The sequence below is a fragment of the Halomonas campaniensis genome (assembly GCF_014193375.1).
GTDB classification, from domain to species: domain Bacteria; phylum Pseudomonadota; class Gammaproteobacteria; order Pseudomonadales; family Halomonadaceae; genus Halomonas; species Halomonas campaniensis.
Genome location: NZ_JACHZF010000001.1, coordinates 215,075 through 237,182, shown reverse-complemented (window position 1 = coordinate 237,182; position 22,108 = coordinate 215,075). Strand labels below are relative to the sequence as shown.

General features: G+C 71.0%; 22 protein-coding genes. 15 read left to right on the top strand and 7 right to left on the bottom strand.

The window, feature by feature from the left end; all coding sequences use genetic code 11:
- Positions 1-92: 92 nt before the first annotated feature.
- Complete coding sequence (locus tag BDK63_RS01075) at positions 93-854, bottom strand: SDR family NAD(P)-dependent oxidoreductase (protein WP_183329457.1); 762 nt, start codon at positions 852-854, stop codon at positions 93-95.
- 139 nt (positions 855-993) lie between these two features.
- On the opposite strand from BDK63_RS01075, the gene BDK63_RS01070 reads away from it, so the two are divergent.
- On the top strand, positions 994-2,208 hold the full coding sequence (locus BDK63_RS01070; RefSeq protein WP_183329456.1) for a methyltransferase: 1,215 nt from the start codon (positions 994-996) through the stop codon (positions 2,206-2,208).
- Between the two features lie 22 nt (positions 2,209-2,230).
- Here BDK63_RS01070 and BDK63_RS01065 read toward each other — a convergent pair whose 3' ends face one another.
- The 5 genes from BDK63_RS01065 to BDK63_RS01045 form a co-directional block, all read right to left on the bottom strand.
- On the bottom strand, positions 2,231-2,707 hold the full coding sequence (locus tag BDK63_RS01065; protein WP_183329455.1) for a phosphate-starvation-inducible PsiE family protein: 477 nt from the start codon (positions 2,705-2,707) through the stop codon (positions 2,231-2,233).
- Positions 2,708-2,826: 119 nt separating this feature from the next.
- Positions 2,827-3,231, bottom strand: coding sequence for a glutaredoxin family protein (locus BDK63_RS01060; RefSeq protein ID WP_183329454.1), 405 nt, complete (start codon positions 3,229-3,231; stop codon positions 2,827-2,829).
- Positions 3,228-5,267, bottom strand: coding sequence for a M1 family metallopeptidase (locus tag BDK63_RS01055; protein ID WP_183329453.1), 2,040 nt, complete (start codon positions 5,265-5,267; stop codon positions 3,228-3,230). Before BDK63_RS01055 ends, BDK63_RS01060 begins: the two co-directional genes overlap by 4 nt.
- On the bottom strand, positions 5,264-6,421 hold the full coding sequence (locus tag BDK63_RS01050; protein WP_183329452.1) for a ChaN family lipoprotein: 1,158 nt from the start codon (positions 6,419-6,421) through the stop codon (positions 5,264-5,266). Before BDK63_RS01050 ends, BDK63_RS01055 begins: the two co-directional genes overlap by 4 nt.
- A 120-nt stretch (positions 6,422-6,541) precedes the next feature.
- On the bottom strand, positions 6,542-7,015 hold the full coding sequence (locus BDK63_RS01045; protein ID WP_183329451.1) for an aminoacyl-tRNA deacylase: 474 nt from the start codon (positions 7,013-7,015) through the stop codon (positions 6,542-6,544).
- A gap of 181 nt (positions 7,016-7,196) precedes the next feature.
- On the opposite strand from BDK63_RS01045, the gene BDK63_RS01040 reads away from it, so the two are divergent.
- The 12 genes from BDK63_RS01040 (at position 7,197) to BDK63_RS00985 (ending at position 18,736) form a co-directional block, all read left to right on the top strand.
- The gene (locus BDK63_RS01040) at positions 7,197-7,541 is read left to right on the top strand and encodes a hypothetical protein (RefSeq protein WP_183329450.1); all 345 of its coding nucleotides are present in this window, start codon (positions 7,197-7,199) and stop codon (positions 7,539-7,541) included.
- A 29-nt stretch (positions 7,542-7,570) separates the two neighbouring features.
- The gene (locus tag BDK63_RS01035) at positions 7,571-8,704 is read left to right on the top strand and encodes an acyltransferase family protein (protein WP_183329449.1); all 1,134 of its coding nucleotides are present in this window, start codon (positions 7,571-7,573) and stop codon (positions 8,702-8,704) included.
- Complete coding sequence (locus BDK63_RS01030; RefSeq protein ID WP_183329448.1) at positions 8,704-9,756, top strand: serine hydrolase; 1,053 nt, start codon at positions 8,704-8,706, stop codon at positions 9,754-9,756. The genes BDK63_RS01035 and BDK63_RS01030 overlap by 1 nt, the downstream gene beginning before the upstream one ends.
- Before the next feature lie 233 nt (positions 9,757-9,989).
- Positions 9,990-11,075, top strand: coding sequence for a TRAP transporter substrate-binding protein (locus tag BDK63_RS01025; protein WP_183329447.1), 1,086 nt, complete (start codon positions 9,990-9,992; stop codon positions 11,073-11,075).
- Positions 11,076-11,175: 100 nt separating this feature from the next.
- On the top strand, positions 11,176-11,805 hold the full coding sequence (locus BDK63_RS01020; RefSeq protein ID WP_183329446.1) for a TRAP transporter small permease: 630 nt from the start codon (positions 11,176-11,178) through the stop codon (positions 11,803-11,805).
- A 3-nt stretch (positions 11,806-11,808) separates the two neighbouring features.
- Complete coding sequence (locus tag BDK63_RS01015; RefSeq protein ID WP_183329445.1) at positions 11,809-13,092, top strand: TRAP transporter large permease; 1,284 nt, start codon at positions 11,809-11,811, stop codon at positions 13,090-13,092.
- A gap of 14 nt (positions 13,093-13,106) precedes the next feature.
- Positions 13,107-13,625 (top strand): gluconokinase, encoded by a 519-nt coding sequence (locus BDK63_RS01010; RefSeq protein ID WP_425485911.1) that lies wholly within the window; start codon positions 13,107-13,109, stop codon positions 13,623-13,625.
- 52 nt (positions 13,626-13,677) lie between these two features.
- On the top strand, positions 13,678-14,673 hold the full coding sequence (gene gntR, locus BDK63_RS01005) for a gluconate operon transcriptional repressor GntR (RefSeq protein ID WP_343065254.1): 996 nt from the start codon (positions 13,678-13,680) through the stop codon (positions 14,671-14,673).
- A 136-nt stretch (positions 14,674-14,809) separates the two neighbouring features.
- Complete coding sequence (locus tag BDK63_RS01000; protein WP_221202432.1) at positions 14,810-15,802, top strand: metal ABC transporter solute-binding protein, Zn/Mn family; 993 nt, start codon at positions 14,810-14,812, stop codon at positions 15,800-15,802.
- Positions 15,802-16,599 carry a metal ABC transporter ATP-binding protein gene (locus BDK63_RS00995; protein WP_183329443.1) on the top strand — a complete coding sequence of 266 codons (798 nt, stop codon included), beginning with the start codon at positions 15,802-15,804 and terminating at the stop codon, positions 16,597-16,599. Before BDK63_RS01000 ends, BDK63_RS00995 begins: the two co-directional genes overlap by 1 nt.
- Entirely contained in the window at positions 16,599-17,810 is a 1,212-nt protein-coding gene (locus tag BDK63_RS00990; protein WP_183329442.1) for a metal ABC transporter permease, read from the top strand. The genes BDK63_RS00995 and BDK63_RS00990 overlap by 1 nt, the downstream gene beginning before the upstream one ends.
- Positions 17,807-18,736 (top strand): metal ABC transporter permease, encoded by a 930-nt coding sequence (locus tag BDK63_RS00985; RefSeq protein ID WP_183329441.1) that lies wholly within the window; start codon positions 17,807-17,809, stop codon positions 18,734-18,736. Before BDK63_RS00990 ends, BDK63_RS00985 begins: the two co-directional genes overlap by 4 nt.
- Before the next feature lie 10 nt (positions 18,737-18,746).
- On the opposite strand, the gene BDK63_RS00980 is transcribed toward BDK63_RS00985, so the two are convergent.
- Entirely contained in the window at positions 18,747-19,370 is a 624-nt protein-coding gene (locus BDK63_RS00980; protein ID WP_183329440.1) for an exopolysaccharide biosynthesis protein, read from the bottom strand.
- Positions 19,371-19,583: 213 nt separating this feature from the next.
- On the opposite strand from BDK63_RS00980, the gene BDK63_RS00975 reads away from it, so the two are divergent.
- Together BDK63_RS00975 and BDK63_RS00970 are read left to right on the top strand one after the other, a co-directional pair.
- Positions 19,584-21,305: a mechanosensitive ion channel family protein gene (locus tag BDK63_RS00975; protein WP_183329439.1), complete on the top strand. Its 1,722-nt coding sequence runs from the start codon at positions 19,584-19,586 to the stop codon at positions 21,303-21,305.
- A gap of 139 nt (positions 21,306-21,444) precedes the next feature.
- Positions 21,445-22,026: a TetR/AcrR family transcriptional regulator gene (locus tag BDK63_RS00970; protein WP_183329438.1), complete on the top strand. Its 582-nt coding sequence runs from the start codon at positions 21,445-21,447 to the stop codon at positions 22,024-22,026.
- Positions 22,027-22,108 lie beyond the last annotated feature (82 nt).

The following is a 22,108-nucleotide window of genomic DNA, read 5'->3' as shown; positions in this document are numbered from 1 at the left end:
TGCCTATCTCTCATTTGACCACCTCAGCAAGGAGGTCTGTCGCCTACTTGGCGGCTACGGGTCTGAGCGCACGATTAATTTTGAATAGCCACTTAGTAGCGCGCCCTGGGGCGCGGGCTCTCCAGGGCATGCACCAGCCGGTCGACCACGGCCTCGGGCCCGAGGGTGAAGCGGCCACCATCGTCGCGGCCAGCCAGCCGCGCCTCGACGGCGCGATAGGTATCGGCGTGGGCGCTGCCCGCGACGTCGATATGCGCCTTGAAGGCGCGGTAGGCGTTCTCGCGGAAACGGCTGGCGATGGGGCCCGGCTCGATCAGGCTGACGTGGATGCCGGTGCCGGCCAGCTCCAGGCGCAGGGTATCGCTCAGCCCCTCCAGGGCGAACTTGGAGCAGACGTAGGCGCCACGGTAGGGCAGGGCGGCGAACCCCAGCACCGAGCTGTTCTGCACGATCCGCCCGCCGCCCTGGCGTCGCATCACCGGCAGCACCCGGCAGGTCAGCTCGTGGGTGCCGAGAAGATTGGTCTCCAGCTGGGCGCGCAGCACCTCGCGGGAGAGGTCCTCCACGGCCCCGGGCTGGCCGTAGGCGGCATTGTTGAACAGCGCGTCGAGCCGCCCGCCGGTCTCGGCCAGCACCGCCTTGACGCAGGCGTTGATCGACGCGCTGTCGTTCAGCTCCAGGGGCAGGGCGGTCAGGCCCTCGTGGCGCAGCCGGGCCAGGTCCGCCTCGTGGCGGGCGGTGGCGAATACCCGCCAGCCGCGACGGGCCAGGCCGTGGGCGGCGGCGTGGCCGATGCCGCTGGAACAGCCGGTGACCAGCACGCTGCGGGCAGGGGTCTCGGAAGGGTCGGGCATCGCAGGGTCTCCGGGCAGTGGGAACGAGGGCGGGCCGTCGGAAACGCGGCGCAACCCCGAACTCTGTCGCCTGGCGGGCGTCCATGCAAGCCGAACGCGAAGCCCCTACAATGCTCCCTCCTGCCGAGAGCGCGACGCCATGCCCGATTCCCTGAGCCCCGACCAGCGCCTTCACCGCCTGACCGAGCGGCTGGCCGAGTGGCAGCCGCTGTGGCGCCCGCTGCCGTTCCAGCACGCTCCCGTGCCCTGGGCCGAGGCTCATCCCCGGCTGCACGCGGCCCTTCTGGCCCTCGACGACGCGGCGCTGTCCCGGCTACAGGCAGACCCCTTCGACGCCTCGCCGTTGGCTCCCTGGCTCCCCGTGGAAGCCCTGGCCGAGCTGGTGGCGCTGCCGCGCCTCTCCCCCGATGCCGTGTCGCTGCCCGAACCCTGGCGCCAGCACGTGGGCGGACGCAAGTGGCAGCAGATCGAGGCCTTCCTGCCGAAGGTGCGGCTTGCCCCGGGCGAGACGCTGATTGAGTGGTGCGCCGGCAAGGGTCACCTGGCCAGGAGCCTGGCGCGCTGGCATGGCGTGGAGGTGACCGCCCTGGAGTGGCAGCCGGCCCTCTGCGAGCAGGGCCGGGAGCTGGCCGCTCGCCAGGGCGCGGCGGTGCGGATGGCGGTCCAGGACGTGATGGACGAGGACGCCGCTGGCTGGCTGTCGCCCCGGACCCATGTGGCGGCGCTGCACGCCTGCGGCGACCTGCACGTGCGCCTGCTGGAGCTCGCCGCGGCGGCCGGCAGCGCAGTGACCCTGGCGCCCTGCTGCTACCAGCGCACGGCCGAGCCAGTCTATCGGCCGCTCTCCCGGCAGGGGCGAGCCCTGGCCGCATCCCACGGCCTGACGCTCTCCCGGGACGACCTGTCGCTTGCCGTGCAGGAGACCGTCACCGCCCCGCGCCACGTGCAGCGCAGCCGCGAGCGGGCCGGCGCCTGGCGGCTCGGCTTCGATCGACTGCAGCGCGAGCTGCGTGGGGTGGACGAGTACCTGCCGGTGCCGAGCCTGGCCTACGGCCGGATGCCGGCGACCTTCGAGGGCTTCTGCCGCTGGGCCGCGGCGCGCAAGGGCATGGCGCTGCCCCCGGGGGTGGAGTGGGCACGGCTCGAGGCGGCGGGATGGCGGCGCCATGCCGAGGTGGCGCGCCTGGAGCTGGTGCGCCACCTGTTCCGCCGGCCCCTGGAGGTGTGGCTGGCGCTGGATCGCCTCTGCCTGCTCATGGAGGCCGGGTTCTCGGCGGAGCTGGGGACCTTCTGTGACCGCGAGCTGACCCCGCGTAACCTGCTGCTGCGGGCCCGGCGTCCCGCCGCGGGCTGAGCCCCGGCGGGCTTGCCTCCTTTCAGCCCTGCTTGCCCACCAGCCAGTGGGTGACGCCCAGGGCGATCACCACCGCGGCAATGGCGAACAGGTGCTCGGCCGAGATGGTGTCGATATCCAGGATGATGACCTTCCGCGCGATCGCCATCAGCGCCGTGGCGATGACCAGGCGGATCGGCAGGATGTTGGTGCCCAGGTAGAGGCGGATGTTGATGAAGATCTCGATGGCGATCAGCACCACCATGAAGGCGCCGAAGATGACGAAGATATCGCTGACTTCGAAGATGAAGTAGGGCGGCGTCATGAACTTGCTGTAGAGCACGTAGACGACGTCGAACACCCCCCACAGGATCACCAGCACCATCAGCATCGCCAGCAGCTTCACCGCATAGCGGATGATCACGTGCAGGTGACGAATCAGCGGGTCCTCGTGCTCCTTCGGCAGCTCGTCATGGGTCAGCTGGGGCTGGGCGGGAGGGGGAGGCGAGTCCTTGTCCATGGTCGGCGTTTCCTGGCAGGGAAGGAGGCTTGGCCGGGTGTCACGAGCCCCATGCACCCGGCACCTGTAACATAAGGTAAACCACTTCCCGGCGCCAGTGCGCCGTGCGGCAGGCCCTGTCAGCCGGGCTGGGCGCCCTTGCCGAAGCGGCGATTCAGCCAGGCGTTGATGGCGTCGGACTCGTAGAGCCACTCCTCGCGGCCATCGTCCTGGGCGATCTTCAGGCAGGGCACCTTGATCCGGCCGCCGCCCTCGGCCAGCTCGCGGCGGTGCTCCGGGTGGAGCTGGGCGTCGCGGACCTCGATCTTCAGCCCCAGGCGGGCGATCTCCTTGCGCACCTTGACGCAGAACGGACAGGTGCGGAACTGGTAGAGCGCCAGGGACTGGCAAGCCTCGTCGACCCGGGCTTGCTCCTCCTCGGAGCGTTCGATGGCCTGGGGGGTGGAGAGCTTCTCGGCGATCAGCACGACCGGCGCCAGCACCAGGCGCAGGCCACGGAAGAAGGTGCGAATCAGGATTCTCATCGGCAGCGATGGACCTCGGAGTCGTTGGACAGGGGCGCCCATGATGCCTGCGCAGGCCGCGCCTGGCCATCCCCGGGCCCAGGGGGGAACTCGAGGCGCAGCGGGTTCTCCTCGACCTCCCAGGTGCCCGCTTCCCGGGTTTCGCCGCCCGCGCCCTGAACCACGTAGCTGCGCTGGCCGTGGTGGCGAAGGACACCGGCCAGCCGGGCCAGGGCCTCGCCATCGTCGCCGCCGAGCAGGCCGATCCGCCGGCCGGGCACCATCCAGAAGCGGGCCTGTCCGGCGGCATCCAGCGAGCGGGGCGGCTCGGGGAGACCGCTGGCCTCGCGCCAAGCCCGCAGGGCTCCGGTGGTCCCGATCACCAGCAGCGGCTCGCCCGCGTCGCCCCGGGGAGCGGCGGACGCCTCGAGCGACTCGGCCTCGCGTCCCAGTACCCGATGGGCCAGCGGTCGCAGGGCCTCGTCCAGCGCCAGCACCCGGGTGGCCGGGTCCAGGGTGAGCTGGCGCAGGATGGCCGGCATGGCGCCGGGGTGGCGCAGCAGGTCCGCGCCGGGGTCCACCTCCAGGGCCCGCGGGCGCGAGGCCAGCGGTATGCCGAAGGACTGTCGGGTCCCTGCCATGTGCTGGATGAGCCGGACCGGGCCCGTCTCGGTCTCCACCACCAGCGGCACGGCCAGCGGCCAGGGGGCGTGGGCGCCGCGCTGGTGCAGCTCGCCGCTCAGCCAGTAGCCGCCGTCGCGGGGCTCCACCCGCACCGACGCCAGCTGCAGCGACGGGCGGCCGGGCCGGGTGAGCCAGGGGGTGACGAGGTCTTCCACGGGTTCGCCGGCGCCCTCGCCGAAGGCCTCGATCAGCGCCGCCCAGTCGGCGGTGCGGTGCATCCAGGCCTCGCCCAGCTGGCGCAGGCCGCGGTCGAAGGCGTCGTCGCCGATCCGCTGGCGCAACATGTGGAAGAGCATCGCACCGTGCTGGTAGCCGATCAGGCGACCGGCCGGGTCGGGGCCGCCGCGGAAGTCGATCAGGGCGATCTCCTCGCCGGGGGGCAGGGCGGCCAGGTTGGTCAGCCAGCGGCGACGCATCGCCTCGGCCTCGCCTCGCCGTTCGGCCAGGGCGTAGTCGGCCAGGTAGGTGGTGGGGGCCTCGGCCCAGTTGCCGCTCGGGTAGTCGACCCCGACGCCGGCCCCCCACCAGGCGTGCATCAGCTCATGGGGCAGGGAGGTGTCGGGAATGAAGGGCAGCGGGATGACACGCTCGCCGAGCAGGGTGAAGCCCGGGAAGGCCAGGCCCACCGGCGCCGGCGTGGCGGCGATGGAGAAGCTGCCGGTGGGCAGCGGGCCCAGCCGGGCCTGGAAGAGGGCCAGGTGCTCGGCGGCATGGTCCAGGTAGGTCTCGGCGAAGGCCGCGTCCAGCGCCTCCGGGAACAGGGTGCGCAGCCGCACGCCCTCGACCTCGCGTTCGCGCAGTCGCCAGGGACCGGCGGCCACCTCCACCTCGCGGGTGCGGGGATGGTGGAAGCGGGCCTGCCACTCGTCGTCGACCAGCGCCTCCTCCTGCAGGGAGCCGCTGGCCACGGCGCGCTGCCCCTCCGGCACCCGGACCGTCAGCCACAGGGGGCCGGCCGCATCGGCCAGGTGGGGGTACCAGCCGGCCCGGGTTGGCAGCAGGGTGCCGTCGGCGGCCAGGCGGTGGCGGTCGTGCTCGCCGGCCTCGGGCAGGGTGCCCTGCCAGCGCAGCGTCACGGTCTCCTTGCCGCCCGGCGGGAGCCGCCAGCGTCCCTCGGCGTCTCGGGTGAGCGCGAGCTCCCGGTCGCCGCGGCGGGCCTCGGTCACCGTGAGCCCCTCCAGCAGCCGGAAGCGGCCACCCGCGGGCAGGGCCTGGCGCAGCTCGCCCTCCAGCTGGCGGGTGGCCGGGTCGAGGCGGATCGACAGGCTGCGGGCGGCGGGGTCCGGTGGCGTGGTCCCCCAGGCCATCCCCACCGCCGCCAGCCCCAGCAGGGCGAGCAGCCCGGCCGCCAGGGCCCGGACGGGCCGGCTCATGGCGTCGCGACCGGGAAGCGGACCAGCCGCTCCTCGGTGGCGCCGTTGCGCTGCAGGGTGAGCGGCAGCAGGGTCCCGGGCGTCTGGCGGCGCACCAGGGCGGTGAGGTCGCCCGGCGCCTGGAGCCGTCGGCCCGCGGCGGCGGTGATCACGTCACCCGCCTCGAGGCCGAGCGATTCGGCGAGGCTGTCGGGAACGACCCCCATCACCTGCAGGCCCGCCTCGTGGGCCGCGATCAGCACGCCCAGCCGCTGGGGCTCGGGCGGCTCGAAGCCACGCTCGTCACCGAGGGTGAAGAGGGCGTCGGCGATGCCCTCCGGCGGCGTGCAGCCCTCCTCCAGGCTCCAGGGCAGCAGGGTGCGATGGTCGCGGATGCCCAGGTCGTCGAGCTGGTGCGGCACGCCGTGGCCGAAGGTCAGGTGCCCCTGACCCATCAGGCCCACCACCAGGGTGTCGGGAGCCGCGGCCTCGGCGAGGCCGGCGGCCATGGCCCGGTCCCAGACGAGCTGGGCCGCGACGAAGCGCGTCAGCCCCGCCTCGTGCTCGCCCGCGCTGGGATGGCGGGCGTAGACCTCGCCCAGCGCCTCGCGATAGGCGTCGCTGGCGGGCGCCGGCGGGGGGATGGCGTGGCGCTCCGCCGCCGGCACCGCCTCCCAGCCCGCCTCAACCAGCCGGCCGCGCAGGCCGGGGGTGACGTTCAGCGCCACCAGCGGAAGGCGGTGCATGCGCGCGAAATGCAGGATCGGCAGGTAGAGCTCGGGGTCGTAGCCCCAGGCCTCCTGCCAGTCGCTCGCCGCGAGGAACTCGGCCTCGTCGAGCTCGCCCGCCACCCAGGCGTCCAGCGCCGGCTGGGCCTCCCGGGGCAGCATCTCCAGGCCGATCACCATGCGCGAGCGGTGGGCATGCAGGGCGGCCAGGGTGTGCAGCTGCCAGCGGTGGTGGGCCAGACGTTCGTGCTGCTCGCCCAGCAGCACCACCCGGCTGGCGGCCAGTTCGCCCATCAGGGTATCGCCGGCGATCGCCGCTCCGTCGCGCTGCCACTGGCCGGGAGCGGGACACGCGTCGGCCGGGGCGGCCGCGGGAAGGACGAGCAGGGCCAGGGCGAGGAGCGGGGCGAGGAGCGGGGCGGCAAGGGGAGGGCGACGGCGCGGCATGGGATCTCCTGGCGAGGGGGCGACGAGACGCTGGCGCTACGATAGCGCAGTCGGGGGGGCGGCAGGAAAGGGCCGCGATCAACGCGGATCGCGGCCCGGGGGAAGCAGGGCGCGCCAGGCTCAGTAGTGGCGGCTGAAGCGCCCGTGGGGGCTGTCGTGCATCAGGCGGTCGAACTCCCGCCCGCTCATGTGCACGAGGGTCTCGTGGTCACCGGCATCGAAGTAGATGTCGGGCTGGTGCAGCAGCATGTCGTCCACGTAGACCTGGAGCCCGTAGGCCTGGCCGACCGGGCTGGTCGCACCGGCGTCGCAGTCCCGGAAGTGCTCCATGATCATCTGTTCGGAGGCGAGCTCGACCTTGTGCTCGTCGAACAGCCTGGCCAGCTGTTCGAGGTCGGCGTCGCAGCTGCTGGGCACCACGGCGAGGCGGTAGCCGGAGTCGCTGTGCAGCATGACCGCCTTGGCCATGCGGTCGCCGGAGACATGCGACTTCTCGGCGATGCGGCTGGTGATCGTCTCGCGGGGGTGGGGAAGCTCCTCGAAGTCGATGTCGCAGGACCTGAGGTACTCCCTGAGGGTCATCGGCATGGTCATGACACACTCTCCTTCGGCCGCTGGGGCCGAGTACTGGCGGTGGCTGCCTCCCTTCCGGCTGAATGGTCGTGTCCCTTCCTTGAGGATAGCCCGGTTGCCGTCGCGCAGAAGGTGGGACAAGCTCTGTGGAATGAAAAAATCCCCAGCATGCCCCCGCACGGGGTCGAGAGGACCCGCGACGATGCCCCAGCTGCCGATGCTTTCCCTGGCCCTGCTCCTGCTGTGGCTCGGCGGCTGCGGCGGCGAGCCGGACCTGGTCGAGGTGCCGCTGCCGGTGCTGGCCAACGAGCCGGCCGCCCACGACGGCCGCCGGGTGGCCACCCAGGGGGTGGTACGCCACTTCGAGGAGCCGCTGCACTACTGGATCGAGGACGAGGACCTGCACCGGGTGGAGATCTTCCCCCACGACGAGATCGCCCCCCACCTGGGGGAGGCGGTCAGGGTCGAGGGGACCTTCGAGTTCTCGCCAAGCGAGGGGCGTCGCCTGACGCTGGAGCGCGTCACCCGCCTTTCGGACCGCGACTGACGGCCGCCATTGCCGGAGAGGAGAGATCCATGCCAGGGAAGGGAATCAAGGCGGGGCTCGTCGAGCGGCCGCGGCTGCCCGCCGGGCAGGGGCGTATCGAGGCCATCGACCTGGCCCGCGGCATCGCCATCGCGCTGATGATCCTGAGCCACACCGTGAGCGGGCTGCTCGGCATTCGCCAGGTGCCCGACTGGGGCATGGTGCCGATCCACCTGCTCACCAAGTTCTCCTCGTCGCTGTTCATCGTGGTCTTCGGCATCGCCCTGGCGGTGGCCTTCCTGCCCCGCGCCGGGGAGCCGGGCTGGCCGCAGCGCCGGCTCAAGCTGATCCTGCGCGGTCTGGAGGTACTGTTCTGGTACAAGGTGCTGACGGTGGTCGAGATGCTGCCGCTCTACGCCCCCGAGGACATCCTCGACACCCTGCTCTACCAGCGCTTCCCGATCTGGGTCGAGATCCTGGGCTTCTATGCCATCGCCCTGCTGTGGCTGCCCTGGGTGCTGCCGTTGTGGCGTCGGCTGGCGCTCTGGTCCCGGCTGGTCCTGCCCGTGGCCATCGCCCTGGTCGCCGGGTGGCTGGAGCGCCATGCCAGTTTCTGGGGCATCGAACCGCTCAAGGCGATCCTGGTCGAGGACGACGACCACTACGCCTGGGGCCAGCTCTCGCGACTGCCGCTGGTGATGGTCGGCCTGCTGATCGGCGAGGCGATGCTGCGCGGCTACTGGCAGCCGGTGGCGCGTCGGCGCCTGGTGCTGGGGCTGGCCGCGGCGGGCGGACTGATGCTGCTGGCCTTCCTCGCCCTGGCGCTGGGGGCGGCGGAGCGCGAGCCCTACGACGCCCTGATGGCCGTGGCCTGGAACCAGGGCAAGCATCCGCCGGAACTGCCCTTCATGCTGTTCAGCCTGGGCGGTGCCCTGGTGATCCTGGCGCTCTGCCTGCTCGGGGGCGAGCCGGCCGCCGCGGTACTGCGGCCGATCACCGTGATCGGCTCCGATGCCCTCAAGGCCTTCATCTTCCACATCGTGGTGATCTTCGGGGTCTTCCGCTTCCTGCTGGAGGCCTGGCAGGTCTATGCCTACCCGCAGGTGCTGGGCATCGGCCTGGCCCTGGTGCTGGCCACCGCCGGCTGGATCGCCCTGACCGTCTGGCTGCGGGAGCGTCGCTGATGCGCCGGTTCGCCCTGCTGCTGCTGGTGACCCTGGCCTGGCCCGCGTCCGCCGGGGAGATGCCGGGCTGGCCGGCACGGCTCGAGGCGAGGCTGGCGGTCCTGGAGGCCGGGTTCGACGGCGAACTGGGCGTGCATGTGCGGCCGCTGGACGAGGCGCGTCGGTTCGGCTGGCGCGACGACGAGGCCTGGTACCTGGCTTCGCTGGTCAAGGTGCCGGTCGCGGTGGAACTGCTGGCTCGCGTCGAGGCGGGCGAGCTCGCCCTGGACGAGCCGCTGGTGCTGCGCGAGCGGGACTATGTGGACGGTGCCGGCCCCACCAACTGGGAGGAGCCCGGGACGACCCTGACCCTGGGCGAGCTGCTGGAGCCGATGCTCACCGAAAGCGACAACACCGCCACCGACCTGCTGATCGCGCGGCTGGGCCTCGACGCGGTCAATCGGCGCGCCCGGTCGCTGGTGCCCGACCCCGGCAGCCTGGGGCCCATCACGCCCCTGATCGAGGTGCGACGCGAAGCCTACGGGCGGCTGCATCCCGCCGCCCGAGCCCTGGGCGGAATGGACTTCATCGCGCTGCGCCGGGCCGAGGCGGACGAGGCAAGCCTGGCGGCCCTGGCCCGACGGCTCGGGGTGCCGGAGGAGCGCTTTGCCCTGCCGAGCCTCGATGCCGCCTTCGACGCCTACTACGCCAGCGGGTTGAACGCCGGGCGCCTGGATGCCTTCGGCGAGCTGCTGGCGGCCATCGGCGAGGGCAGGGCGCTGGGGCCCGCGGCCACCGCCGAGCTGCTGGCGATCATGGCCAGGACCACCAGCGGCGAGGCACGCCTCAAGGCGGGCCTGGGCCCCGGGATCCGTTTCGCCCACAAGACCGGGACCCAGCATCGCCGCAGCTGTGATGCCGGCATCGCCTTCCACGGCGAGGGCGCCGCCGAGCGCCGGGTGGTGGTGGTCGCCTGCACCCGCGGCGAGCGCGAGCTCGAACCCGCGGAGCGGGTCCTGCGCGAGGTCGGTCGGGCGATCCGCGAATCGGGCGTGTTCGATCCCGTGGAATGAACCGGGCCCTGGCCCGCCGCTCCCCACGAGACTCCTACCAAGGTCTAGTCATTCGATGCCGCTTTCACGTTGACAGCCTTCGGAGCGAGACCTAGCCTTTCCGAAGGAGTTACCGGTAACATTTACCGGTAACATCTCGGGCGGATGCCAGGATGACATCCTGATCCGCCGGGACGGTCTGCCCTCCCATCCAGTTCATCGACAACCAACAACAGCCACTGGAGATTCACGCCATGATGCTTATCCGGCGCAGCACGCTCACCCTGGCCGGTGTGGCCAGCCTGACCCTGGGCGTCGCCCTCGCGGCCCAGGCCCAGTCCCCCGACCTCTCCGACCCGCCCGCCATCGACGGCGAGGTGGTCGGCGACCACGGCAGCCATACCCTCCGCATGGGCATCGGCCTGGCCGAGACCTCCCCGCAGTACCTCTCCAGCCAGTACTTCGGCGAGATCCTCAGCCAGCGCACCGAGGGCCGCATCACCGTCAACATCTTCCCCAACAGCCAGCTGGGTGACGACGTGCAGATGATGGAGATGCTGCAGACCGGCACCCTGGACCTGAGCTACCCCTCGAGCTCGCCGGCGGTGACCTACGTCCCGGAGCTGGCGGCCTTCGACCTGCCCTTCCTGCTGCCCACCCGCGAGGCCGCCGTCGCGGTGATGCAGAGCGACGTGGCCCAGTCCATGCTGGATGCCTTCGACGGCACCGGCATCAAGGCGCTGACCTTCTCCGAGAACGGCTATCGCCAGCTCTCCAACAGCGCCCGTCCGGTGGCCTCCCCGGAGGACGTGGCCGGCCTGGACGTGCGTGGCCTGACCGTGCGCACCATGGAGAACCCGGTGCACCTGGCGATCTGGCAGACGCTGGGCGCCAATCCCACGCCGATGGCCTTCGGCGAGCTGTTCTCGGCCATGGAGCAGGGCGTGGTCGACGGCCAGGAGAACCCCTGGAGCACCATCCTCACCTCCAACTTCCATGAGGTGCAGGACTACGGCTCCGAGACCCGCCACGTCTACACGCCGTTCATCATGATGATGTCCGAGCGCACCTGGGACCGCCTGGCGCCCGAGTACCAGGCACTGGTCCAGGAGGCCGCCCGCCAGTCCGCCGAGTACGAGATCCAGCTGGCCACCGAGTATGACGACTGGTCCCGCGATCAGCTCGAGGAGCGCGGCATGCAGATCACCCGTCTCGACGACGAGCAGATCGCTGCCTTCCAGGAAGCCGTGCAGCCGGTCTACGAGGAGTGGGCCCCGCGCATCGGCGAGGAGCTGATCGGTGACATCCAGGCGATCGTCGAGTCGGTGATGAACGACTGATCCGCGTCGATCTTCCCGGCCCGCCGCCCGGCGGGCCGGGAGCGAACTGACCGGCCGGGATCCCAGGCTCGACGCCTGTCCCGGCCCCCGGAGTAGCCCCATGCCTTCCCCTTCCTCACCGGCACCGCGCCCCCACGAGGCTCGCGATATCCAGGCGGCCATCGACGAGGCGGGTGCCTACCTCGACGATCCCAACCGGGCGCCGCTGGAGATCGACACCGAGACCCGCCGCGGGCCGGCGCTGTTCCGCTGGGTGACCCTGGCGATGGAGCAGCTGATCGCCGCCCTGCTGGTGGCGCTGATCGTGGCGGTCTCGGCCAACGTGGTCGGCCGTTCGCTGCTCAACCACTCGCTGCCCTGGGCCGACGAGCTGGCGCGCATGCTGTTCATCTGGCTGATCTTCATCGGTGCCGCGGCGGCCTTCGCCCGCTACGAGCACATCGCCGTCGACTTCCTGGTGCGCCGCCTGCGGCCGCGCGCCGCCCATGCCCTCTACCTGCTGCAGCACCTGATCATCGCCGGCCTGATGGGCGTGGTGCTGTGGGGCGGCTACGTGGTGATGTCCCGCTCCACCGGCCGCACGGCCCTGCTGGGCGTGCCGTGGAACCTGATCAACCTTTCACTGGTGCTCTGCGCCGCCTTCATCCTGGCCGTGGCGCTGTGGCGCGCCTGGCAGAGCCTGGCCCAGATCCGCCACCCGGCCTCGCCGGACCACCAAGGAGGTCGCTAGACCATGCTGTGGATCTTCCTGGGCATCCTGTTTGCCTCGCTGGCGCTCGGCCTGCCGATCGCCTTCGGCCTGGGCGTGGCCGCCGTGGTCATGGCCGTGCTCTCCGATATCCCGCTGTCGATCCTCATCGAGCAGTCGATCCGCGGCGTCAACAGCTTCCCGCTGCTGGCCATCCCGTTCTTCATCCTGGTGGGGGAGGTGATGAGCCACGGCGGTATCGCCCGCCGGCTGATGGACCTGGCCGGTGCCCTGGTGGGCTTCGTGCGCGGCGGCCTCGGCCAGGTGGCGATCACCGGCTCGATGTTCTTCGGCGGCATCAGCGGCTCCGCGGTGGCCGACACCGCGGCCACCGGCGCGATGATGATCCCCTCCATGAAGCAGCAGGGCTACACGGCGGCCAACGCCACCGCCATCAACACCGTCTCCTCGGTGATCGGCATCATCATCCCGCCGTCGATCCCGCTGATCCTGTTCGGCATCGTCACCGAGACCTCGATCAGTCGCCTGTTCATCGCCGGCATCGTCCCGGGGCTGCTGATCGGCGCCGGCTTGATGTTCACCACCTTCATCATCGCCACCGTCCAGCACGCCGGGCAGACCCGGAAATTTCGCCTCGATGTGCTCTGGCAGGCCTTCAAGGCCGCCTGGCTGGCCCTGGTGCTGCCGGTGATCGTCATCGGCGGGATCATCGGCGGGGTGTTCACCGCCACCGAGGCGGCCGTGGCCGCGCTGCTCTACTCGCTGTTCATCTCGCTGGTGGTCTATCGCGAGTTCCCGCTGCGGGCGCTGTGGGGGATGCTGATCCGCACCGCCCGGCTGACCGGCATGGTGCTGCTGCTGCTGGCCTTCGCCACGGTGATCGCCTGGTTCCTGACCATCAACATGGTGCCCCAGACCCTGGTGCGTCAGGTGCAGGCGATAACCCAGGAGCCCTTCCTGCTGCTGCTGATCGTCGCCGGCCTGCTGCTGCTGGTGGGCTTCGTGATGGACCTGACCCCGGCCATGGTGATCATGGCGCCGATGCTCACGCCGATCGTCACCTCGGTGGGGGTCGACCCGGTCTACTTCGGGGTGCTGATGGCGTTCATCCTCGGCATCGGCCTGCTGACGCCGCCGGTGGGCACCTGCCTGTACGTGGGCTGCGGCGTCGGGAAGGTCTCCATGGAGGCGCTGGTCCGGGCGATGCTGCCCTACTACGCGACGCTGCTGGTGGTGCTGGTGATCCTGATCGCCTTCCCGGGCATCGTCACCTGGCTACCCGATCTGGCCGCCGTGCGCGGCAACTGAACAAGGGGCGGGATGTGACGACGGCACAGCGTATCCTGGTGATGGGAGTGTCCGGCTCGGGCAAGTCCCATGTCGGCCGCCTGCTGGCGGCGCGGCTGGGGGCCGACTACATCGATGGCGATGACCACCATTCGGCGTCCAGCATCGACAAGATGGCTCGCGGTATCCCCCTCACCGATGCCGACCGCCAGGGCTGGCTCGAGACCCTGGCGGGCTGCTTCGCCGACTATCGCCGGCGCCAGGCCTCGGTGGTCATCGGCTGCTCGGCGCTCAAGCTTCGCTACCGGGATATCCTGCGCCAGGGTGACCCGGGGCTGGCCATCCTCTTCCTGAACGGCAGTCGCGAGCAGCTGCGCGAGCGGCTGGCGAGTCGGGAAGGGCACTTCTTCAAGGGCGACACCATGCTCGACAGCCAGCTCGCGACCCTGGAGCCCCCCGCTGCCGACGAGGCGCTGACGCTGGATGTCGGCCACTCGCCGGAGGCGCTGGTCGAGGCCTTCCTCCGTTGGCGAACGGCCGGGCGTGAGGCATGATGCCCGGTCCGATCACGCCCCCCTCGACACCAGCCAGGGACTGCGCTGCTCCGTGAAGAAACGACGCCCCACGCTCCAGGACATCGCCGACCGGGTCGGCGCCACCAAGATGACCGTCAGCCGCTGCCTGCGGGATCCTGCGACGGTCTCCGAGGCGCTGCGGGAGCGCATCTTCGCGGCGGCGGAGCAGGTCGGCTACATTCCCAACCGCGCGCCGGACCTGCTCTCCCGCTCCACCAGCCACTCCATCGGGGTGCTGGTCCCCTCGCTGACCAACCAGGTGTTCGCCGATGTGCTGGTCGGCATCGAGGCGATGACCGAGCCGGCCGGCTACCACCTGATGCTCTCCCACTATGGCTACAGCCGGGAACGCGAGGAGGGCAGCCTGGCCTCGCTGCTCTCCTACAACGTCGACGGGGTGATCCTCTCCGACAGCCACCACACCACGCGCAGCCGCCGGATGCTGGAGACCGCCGGCATTCCCACCGTGCAGATCATGGACTCGCTCACGCGTCCGCTGCACCAGGCGGTGGGCTACGACAACGTGGCCGCGGCCCGCGAGATGACCGAGACGATGATCCGCCGCGGCCGGCGCCGGATCCTCTACCTGGCGGTGCGCCTCGACGAGCGGACCCGGCAGCGCGAGCAGGGCTTTCGCCAGGCCATGGAGGCCCAAGGGCTGACCCCGCTGACCCTCCAGCGCACCCAGCGCTCCTCCTACAGCGTGGGGGCGGCACTGATGGCGGAGATCCTCACCGACTACCCCGAGTGCGATGGCATCTTCTGCACCAACGACGACGTGGCCGTGGGCGCCTACTTCGAGTGCCTGCGCCGCGGCGTGGCCGTGCCCGAGCGGGTCGCCATCGCCGGCTTCCACGGCCACGATGTCGGCCAGGTGATGGCGCCGCGGCTGGCCAGCGTGATCACCCCGCGGGAAGCGATCGGCCGGCGTGCCGCCGCCGAGCTGCTGGCGCGCATCCGCGGCGAGGCGCCCGGCGAGCGACGAATCGACCTCGGCTATCGCATCGAGGTCGGCGGCACACTCTGACCCCCTATGGGCCAGGTAGGCGCAGCCAATTAGCATCGGGCGCCTGACGCGGTACCCTATAGGCTGGGTCAATGGCGGGCATCCCTCCCGCCGCCACGCTCCCGTCCCGCCGGGGAGTCCGTACAAGGAGTGCCGAGTGTCGCTGTTTCGTCGAGTCGCCTGCCTGTCCATCCTGCTGGTCTCTCTGCTGCCGGTCTGTCTGCTGCTGGTCTCTCCGGTGCTGGCCGAGGAGGACCGCCGGCTGCAACTGGTCGCCACCACCGGCATGGTGGCCGATGTGCTGCGCGAGGTGGGGGGCGATCACGTCGAGGTGCGCGGCCTGATGGGGCCGGGGGTCGACCCCCATCTCTATCGCCAGACCCGCGGCGACATCACCGCCATGACCCGCGCCGACGCGGTGTTCTGGAACGGCCTCTACCTGGAGGTGCAGCTCGAATCCTTCCTCGCGCGCCTGGCCGAGCGCAGCCCGGTGATCGCGGTGGGGGAGGCGGTGCCCCGCGAGGCGCGCCTGGCCGACGAGGAGTATCCCGACCAGCCCGACCCCCACGTGTGGATGGACCCGAGCCGCTGGCGCTTCGCCGTGGAGGCCATCCGCGACGCGCTGAGCGAGCTGGCCCCCGAGCACGCCGAGGCCTTCGCCGCCCGCACCGATGCCTACCTGGAGGAGCTCGAGGCCCTCGATGCCTACGCCCGCGAGGTGCTCGAGAGCGTGCCGGAAGCGTCCCGGGTGCTGGTCACCGCCCATGACGCCTTCGGCTACTTCGGAGACGCCTACGGCTTCGAGGTGCTGGGCATCCAGGGCTTCTCCACCGAGAGCGAGGCGGGCCTGGCGCGTATCGAGTCGCTGGTGGGGCTGCTGGTGGAGCGGGAGATCGCTGCCCTGTTCATCGAGACCTCGGTCTCCGACCGCAACGTGCGGGCGCTGGTCGAGGGCGCCGAGGCGAGGGGGCACGAGGTGCGCATCGGCGGCGAGCTGTTCTCCGATGCCATGGGCCCGGCCGACAGCTACGAGGGCACCTGGCTGGGCATGCTCGACCACAACGTCACCCTGATCGCCCGCGCCCTGGGCGGCGAGGCCCCCGCGGGCGGCCGGCTCGGTCGCCTCACCCGTCTCGAGGAGCAGCCCTGATGCCCGATCCGCGCCTCGCCAGGGAGGTCATCGCCAGCCCGTTCGCCATCCAGGGGCTGACCGTCAGCTACGACCACCGCCCGGTGGTGCACTCCGTGGACTTCGTGGTGCCGCCCGGCAGCATGACTGCCATCGTCGGCCCCAACGGGGCGGGCAAGTCGAGCCTGCTCAAGGCGGCGCTGGGCATCACCCGCCGGCTCACCGGCGAGGTGCGCGTCTTCGGCCGGCCGATCGAGCAGATGTCGCGGCACGTGGCCTTCGTGCCCCAGCGCAACAGCGTCGACTGGGACTTTCCGGCCCGGGTGATCGACGTGGTGGCCATGGGGCTCTTCCGCGACCTGCGCTGGTGGCAGTTCAGCGGGCGGGACCACCGGCGCCGGGCCATGGAGAGCCTGGGGCGGGTCGGCATGGAGGCCTTCGCCGACCGACAGATCGGCCAGCTCTCCGGCGGCCAGCAGCAGCGGGTGTTCCTGGCCCGGGCGCTGGTCCAGGAGGCCGACCTGACCATCCTCGACGAACCCTTCGCCGGGGTGGATGCGGCCACCGAGACCGCCATCGTCGAGGTGCTCAAGTCTCTGCGCGACGAGGGACGCACGCTGCTCTGCGTGCACCATGACCTCTCCACGGTGCGCGACTACTTCGACCACGTGCTGCTGCTCAACGTCCGTCGCATCGCCGCGGGCCCGGTGGCGGAGGTGTTCGTCGAGCGCCACCTGCAGGCGACCTACGGCGGTCGCCTGAGCCCGGTGCAGCTGGCCCGGCTGGTCGGCTCCGCCGCCGAGGTCGGGGGGCGCTGATGGAGACCTGGTGGCATGCCCTGACCTTCAGCCTCGGCTACAACACCAGCGTGGTGACCCTCGGCTCGATGCTGCTGGCCGCCGCCGCCGGCATGGTTGGAACCTTCGTGCTGCTGCGCAAGCGGGCGCTGGTCAGCGATGCGATCAGCCACTCGACCCTGCCCGGTCTGGCGCTGGCCTTCATCCTCGTGGGCCTGGTCACCGGGGACGGCCGCCTGCTGCCGGCGCTGCTGCTCGGGGCCGCCGCCAGCGCGGCGCTGGGCCTCTGGGCCGTGCAGGCGATCAGCGCCCGCACCCGGCTCGGCGAGGACGCCGCCATCGGCGCGGTGCTCTCCACCTTCTTCGCCTTCGGGGTGGTGCTGATCACCGTCATCCAGTCCATGCGGGTGACCGGCCAGTCGGGCCTGACCGGCTACCTGGTGGGGGCCACGGCCGGGATGCTGGCCTCGGAGGCCCAGCTGATCGCGGCCTGTGCCCTGGGGCTGCTGGCCGCGGTGCTGGTCATGCGCCGCGACTTCCTGATGGTCTGCTTCGACGCCGACTTCGCCCGTACCCAGGGGGTGAACACCTGGCGGGTCGACCTGCTGCTGCTGATGCTGCTGATGGCGGTGGTGGTGGTGGGGATGAAGGTCACCGGGCTGATCCTGATCGTGGCCCTGACGATCATCCCGCCGGTGGCGGCCCGCTTCTGGACCGACCAGCCCATGGCCATGGTCGCCCTGGCGGCGCTGCTCGGGGCGCTGTCGGGCTATCTCGGGGTGACCCTCTCCAGCGTCAGCGAGGGGCTGCCCACCGGGCCGCTGATCGTGCTCTGCGCCTTTGGGCTGTTCCTGGCCTCCTTCCTGTTCTCGCCGCGCCGTGGCGTGCTGGCCTCGCTGCTCGCCTACCGGCGCTTCCGGCAGCGCGTCCACCTGCGCCAGGGGCTGCTGGCCCTGGGGCGCGACGAACCGATCTTCGACGGCCTGACGCTGTCGCTGCTGCGTCGCCGCGGCTACATCCGCCGCGACGGGGTGGCCACGCCGCCGGGCCAGGCCGCGGCGCGTGATGCCGAGCACGAGGAGCGGCTCTGGGCGCTCTACCGTGAACGCTACCCCGACGATGCCCTGCATCGCGAGCATGCCGGGCTCACGCCCATCGCCCAGGTGCTCTCGGCGGACGCGATCATGGCACTGGAGGCGCAGCTGATGGGCCTCCGGGAGATGCGTCCATGAGCGATTTCATGATGTTCAGCCTGGTGCCCCTGACCGTGGCGGTGATCATCTCGATGACCTGTGCGCTGCTCGGCAACTTCCTGGTGCTGCGCCGCCAGAGCCTGATCGGCGACGCCATCAGCCACGTGGCGCTGCCCGGCATCGTGGTCAGCTTCGTACTCACCGGCACGCTCGCCTCCACGGCGATGATGCTCGGCGCCGGGGTCTCGGCGCTGGTCACGGTGGTGATGATCGAGCTGATCCGCCGGCTCGGGCGGGTGGAGGCCAGCGCCGCCATGGGCGTGGTGTTCACCAGCCTGTTCGCCCTGGGGGTGCTGCTGCTGGAGTGGCACGGCGCCAGCGGGGTGCACCTGGACGTGGAACATGCCCTCTACGGCAACCTGGAGAGCCTGATCTGGTTCGACGGCACCGGGCCCGCGGCGCTCGTCGACCCGGTGGCCCTGGCCGACCTGCCCCCCCAGCTGGGGCGCGCCGCCTGGGTGGGCCTGCTGGTGGTGGCCTTCCTGGTGGTCTTCCGCCGTCACCTGGTGCTCGGCAGCTTCGATCCCGACTTCGCCGCCAGCGTGAGGGCGCATCCGGCCCTGGTCGACCTGCTGTTGGTGACCCTGGTCGCCATCGCCGCCATCGCCGCCTTCGAGGCGGTGGGGTCGATCATCGTCATCGCCATGTTCATCTGCCCCGCCGCTGCGGCGCGGCTGATGACCAACCGGCTCGGCCGACAGATCGCCTGGAGCCAGCTCTTCGCGGTGGTCTCGGCGGTGCTGGGCTACCTGCTGGCCGGCCATGGGCTCGGCTGGCTCGGCTTCGGCTTCGATGTCTCGGTGAGTGCCGCCGGGATGATCGCCACCGTGGCGGGCCTGATCCTGCTGGCGGCCTGCCTGGCCGGCCCCCGGCGTCAGCGCACCGGCGCCGCCACGGGCACCTAGCGCCGAGCACCTAGATCAGGGCGATGCCCACTACCGCCAGGCTCGCGCCCGCCAGCAGGAAGGCGAATAGCGTCAGCAGCCCGTCCCGCGCCATCAGCCCCAGCCCGAACAGCGTCAGCGTCAGCCCCGCGACGTTGGCGGAGAAGGGCACCAGCTCCATGGGCGGCATGCTCACCGCCACCAGCAGGCAGGCCAGGGCGCTGGCCTGGGTCCCCCTTCGGCCGGTCAGGAAGGCCAGCCGCTGATGGAGCAGGCGGTCCACCCCCCTGGCCGGGCGATGCAGGTAGCCGAGCCCCTTGTGCAGTGCCGTGCGCGAGACCCAGCGACGGCGCAGCCAGCCCGGGAGCCAGAAGGTACGGCGCCCCATCAGCAGCTGGACGCTCACCAGCAGCGTGAAGCAGGCCATCAGCAGGGGTACCCCGGGGATCCCGCTGATCACCGGCATCAGGGTGACCACGCCGGCCAGCAGCAGCAGCGGGCCGAAGGAGCGCCGGCCGATCGCCTCCAGGATCTCCTCGAAGCGAACCCTTCCCGAGGGCGCCTCGATCGCCTCGAGGATCGCCAGCAGTGTCTCGAGGTCGCGCGGAGGGCGCGCTTCACCGTGGGGGTCGCGTCCCTGCGGGGTGGCTGACATCCGGGCTCCTGGTCAGGGGTGAAGGCGGGGAGAGTGGGTGCTCGGCAGGGGCGGCGGCCCGTCCCGTGCGCCCGTCGCGGGCGTTGCATCCCGCCGTGAGGTGTACTTGGATAGGAGTCGACACCGACATGCTGCCGATGGCGGCATGCCGGGGCAACCCCTTTCCCCCCATGGCCCGGCTGCGCGGGGCCCCTTCGATGGCTGCCCAGAGACATGAAGACACTCGCCGCATGGATCCTGCTGGCACTGGCACTGGCCTCCCCCCTGAGCCTCGCGCAGATCGAGGAGGACGACGGGCGGTTCTGGTTTACCACGGATGAACTGAACGCCGGGCTCGGTCAGGCTCCCGACGAGGTCCGGCGGGTGACGCCGCGCGAGGCGGTACGCAGCTTCATGGCCCTGACGGAGGAGGGCGAGTTCGCGAAGGCGGCGCACCTGCTCAACCTCTCGGACCTGACCCCCGAGGAGCAGGCCGAGCGGGGAGGCGAGCTGGCCAGGCAGCTGAGCGAGGTGCTTCGGCGTGGCGAGTGGCTCAACGTCTCCAACCTGCCTGCCCGACGGGATGCGCTGGTCGAGGATGCCACCGGACAGCACCCTCGGGCGGGCCAGCCGCGGCGCAATCTCCCCCTGGTGTCCCTGGACGCCAGGGGGGAGACCTACGACATCCGGCTGGGTCGCTACCGGGTCGGGGAAGACGAGGCGGTCTGGCTGATCACCCCGGAATCCATCTCGGCGGTGGGCCTGCTCTACGAGGAGTACGGTCCCTCCTGGCTGGAGCAGCATATCCCGGATCGCTTCAACACGACCTACGGCATGCTCAAGCTCTGGGAGTGGGTCGCCATCCCGCTCTTCCTGGTGGTGATCGGGCTGCTGGGCTGGGGCGTCTTCGTCATGGTGGGCGTGGTGTCGCGCTGGCTGCCGGGAGGCATGCCCCGCAGCTTCACCGCCAACGTCCGGGTCCCGCTGGCCTTCATCGCCATGTCGCTGATGGCCCAGATCCTGCTGGACTATGTGGTCTCCTTCTCGGGGGCGGCCACGGCCAGCTTCCGCGTGCTGCTGATCGTCATCCTGGCCTGGGGCCTGGGGCTGGTGGCCCTGCGCCTGGTGGACACCTTCCTGCTGCGGATGACCCGGCGCCTGGTGGGCGAGATCGACGACTCCAAGCACCGCGACGAGCGCAAGCTGCTCACGTCGCTGTATGCCCTGCGGCGCGGCATCATCCTGGTGACGGTGATCGCCGTGACGGTCTATATCCTGGCCCAGATCGAGCTCTTCGGGACCCTGGGCCTGTCGCTGCTGGCCTCGGCCAGTGTCCTGACGGTGCTGGTGGGCATCGCCGGCCAGGCGGTCCTGGGCAATATCCTCTCCTCCTTCCAGGTGTCGCTGGCCAAGCCCGTGCGGATCGGCGATCTCGTGGTGTTCGAGGACGAGTGGTGCTACGTGGAGGGCATCTTCTATACCTTCATCCGGCTGCGCACCTGGGACGAGCGGCGTGTGATCGTGCCGGTCAGGTACTTCGTCTCCCAGCCCTTCCAGAACCTCTCGGCCAAGGAGGCCAAGCAGTACCGCAGGCTGGTGCTCCACCTGCACCTGAGCGCCGACATCGGCTGCCTGCGAGAGCGGTTCCAGGCCTTCGCCCGGGAAGACGAGGGGGTCATCGAGCATGACCAGCTGGCCTGTTTCGTGACCGGCCAGACCGAGACCTCCCTGGAGGTCTCCTTCTACCTGATGGGCTCGGAACCCATCTGCGCCTGGGAGGCGGAGGCCCGTATCCGCGAGAAGCTGGTCGCCTACATCCGCGACCACCACCCGGAGTGGTGGCCCAGGGAGGTGGTGGTCCTCAGCCACCACGACGTGGCCAGGGGCGCGCGACCCGCCGCCCGCACCGTGACCCGCCCGGCCAGGGTGGAAGACATCACCGACAGGGAGCCATGAGCCCGGCACGCCCCGGGGGCCTGCCGCCCGCCTCCCAGGAGGTCGGCGGCAACCGCTTTCCGCGGGCATGACGGACGCCTTGACAGCGCCCGGTCGCGTCCTATCTTGAGAGTAGACCGGTCGGTCTAGTGGAGGGCGAATGACGACGACCACGCGGGATCGCCTGCTCGAGGCGGGGCTTGCCCTGCTGCTGCGGCACGGCTACCACGACCTGGGCATCCAGGCACTGCTCAAGCAGACCCACACCCCGAAGGGGTCCTTCTATCACTCCTTCGCCAGCAAGGAGGACTTCGCCCTGCAGGTCATCGACCGCTACATGGAGGAGGTGCATCGGGGGCTCGATGCCTCGCTGGGGGACCTGTCGCTGACCCCGCTGGAGCGGGCGCGCCGCTTCTTCGAGCTGACCCGGGAGAAGTACCGCCAGGATGGCTACCTGGGCTGCATGCTGGGCGGCCTGGGGCAGGAGCTCTCCGGCGTGAGTGACACCTTCGCGGCCAGGATCGAGTCCTGCTTCGGCGAGGTGACCCGTCGGCTCGCCACCTGCCTGGAGGAGGCGCAGCAGCAGGGCGAACTGCCCCGCGACGCCGACCCCCGGGCATTGGCCAACCTGCTGCTCAACTGCTGGGAAGGCGCTGCCCTGCGCAGCCGCCTGTCACGGGATCCGGCACCCCTCGATCGGATGCTGGACTTCTACTTCTCGGCGGCGACCCGCGCTTCGTGACGAAGCGACCCCGGGTTGCCAGGGAGCTGGCCGCACTGAGGCGGCCTGTGGAGCGAGAGTGCCCCGGCGTGGCCGGTGCCGT